The following is a 1395-nucleotide window of genomic DNA, read 5'->3' as shown; positions in this document are numbered from 1 at the left end:
GTTCAGGAGATACTACCGGTCGGCACAGGAAAGAGTCAAGAATTGACACCTGAAGGATTATTTACGGTTAAGGTCAAAGCGGTTAATCCCTATTATCGAAAAAAGAATATTCCGGGTGGCGACCCTAGGAATCCACTTGGATCAAGGTGGATTGGATTTGACGCACGAAATACCGATGGCAGGATTTATGGGATACATGGTACAAATCAACCTGCATCAGTTGGAAAATATATTTCAAATGGCTGCGTACGAATGCATAAATCCGATGTAGAGCGTTTGTACGAAAAAGTCCCGATTGGATCAAAGGTGTTAATTACTATATCAAACGAGGATTTTAAAACATTGGCAAAAAAATATGGAGCCATTAAATAAAGAAGAGGGAAGCTTTTGGCTCCCCTCTCCCTTCCGGATATCTATTACAAAAGAAATGCAATACCTGATAATAAGGTCGTTAATATCATCGAGATAAGCATTAAATACACAACGATCTTTCTTATCTTTTTATTTCTCATTATGCTCTCTCCTCAAAACAGTTTGATTAATATTATTTTAACTTGAACATTTAGTAGAAACAAGCAAAAGTATAATGTTCTTATTATTCCGAAAGTTAAAGGCTTTTCAACCAGATTAGTAGAATTTTAATAGAGTTGTCTAATAGTACATAGCATAAAGGGGTTTATTTGAATGATTAAAAATATCGATCATATCGGCATAGCTGTTAAGTCACTTGATGAAACTTTGCCGCTTTACACTGATACGCTGAAGTTGGAGCTCGAAGGAATTGAGACAGTAGAAAGCCAAGGCGTTAAAGTGGCATTTATTTTAGCGGGAAATACTCGTTTAGAGTTGTTGGAAGCGTTGTCACCAGAAAGCCCAATTGCCAAATTTATCGAAAAACGCGGCGAAGGTATTCATCACGTTGCCCTAGGTGTAGAACATATCGAAGATCGGATTAAAGAAATTAAAGAATCAGGCATTCGAATGATTGATGATACCTCAAGAAAAGGAGCGCACCATGCTGATGTTGCTTTCGTTCACCCTAAATCAACAGCGGGTGTATTATATGAGCTTTGTGAAAGAGCTGAATCAAAGGAGGAGCAGAAATGACAGACATATATGAAACAATTAATGACTTATACGACAGACGCCGAAAAGTAGAACTAGGTGGCGGTGAAGAAAGAATCGATAAGCAACATGAGAAGGGTAAACTTACAGCAAGGGAAAGAATTGAACTTTTAGTGGACCCAGGCACGTTCATTGAACTAAATCCTTTTATCAAACATCGTAATACTAATTTTGGTATGGAAAAGGCAGAAGGGCCAGGAGAAGGGGTTGTCACTGGTTACGGAAAAGTCAATGGGCGCGATATTTATTTGTTCTCACAAGACTTTACCG

General features: G+C 38.2%; 4 protein-coding genes. 3 read left to right on the top strand and 1 reads right to left on the bottom strand.

The features are described 5' to 3' along the window. The coding region (locus AC1DUW_RS28820; protein ID WP_477644186.1) for a L,D-transpeptidase at positions 1–372 on the top strand (372 nt) is incomplete at its 5' end. Positions 373–416: 44 nt separating this feature from the next. On the opposite strand, the gene prli42 is transcribed toward AC1DUW_RS28820, so the two are convergent. Beyond that, complete coding sequence (gene prli42 / locus AC1DUW_RS28815) at positions 417–512, bottom strand: stressosome-associated protein Prli42 (protein ID WP_152952297.1); 96 nt, start codon at positions 510–512, stop codon at positions 417–419. Between the two features lie 172 nt (positions 513–684). On the opposite strand from prli42, the gene mce reads away from it, so the two are divergent. Further along, entirely contained in the window at positions 685–1107 is a 423-nt protein-coding gene (mce, locus tag AC1DUW_RS28810; RefSeq protein ID WP_053346885.1) for a methylmalonyl-CoA epimerase, read from the top strand. Beyond that, positions 1104–1395 (top strand): carboxyl transferase domain-containing protein (locus tag AC1DUW_RS28805; RefSeq protein WP_477644185.1); only part of this gene is annotated, 292 nt, incomplete at its 3' end. The genes mce and AC1DUW_RS28805, both read left to right, overlap by 4 nt.

Source organism: Peribacillus sp. P4_C12, from assembly GCF_056402095.1.
This window is presented reverse-complemented; position numbering and strand designations above follow the sequence as displayed.

Bases quoted from the DNA above. Each gene is read 5' to 3' on its own strand.
- prli42 (WP_152952297.1), bottom strand. From the start codon at position 512: ATGAGAAATAAAAAGATAAGAAAGATCGTTGTGTATTTAATGCTTATC.
- mce (WP_053346885.1), top strand. From the start codon at position 685: ATGATTAAAAATATCGATCATATCGGCATAGCTGTTAAGTCACTTGAT.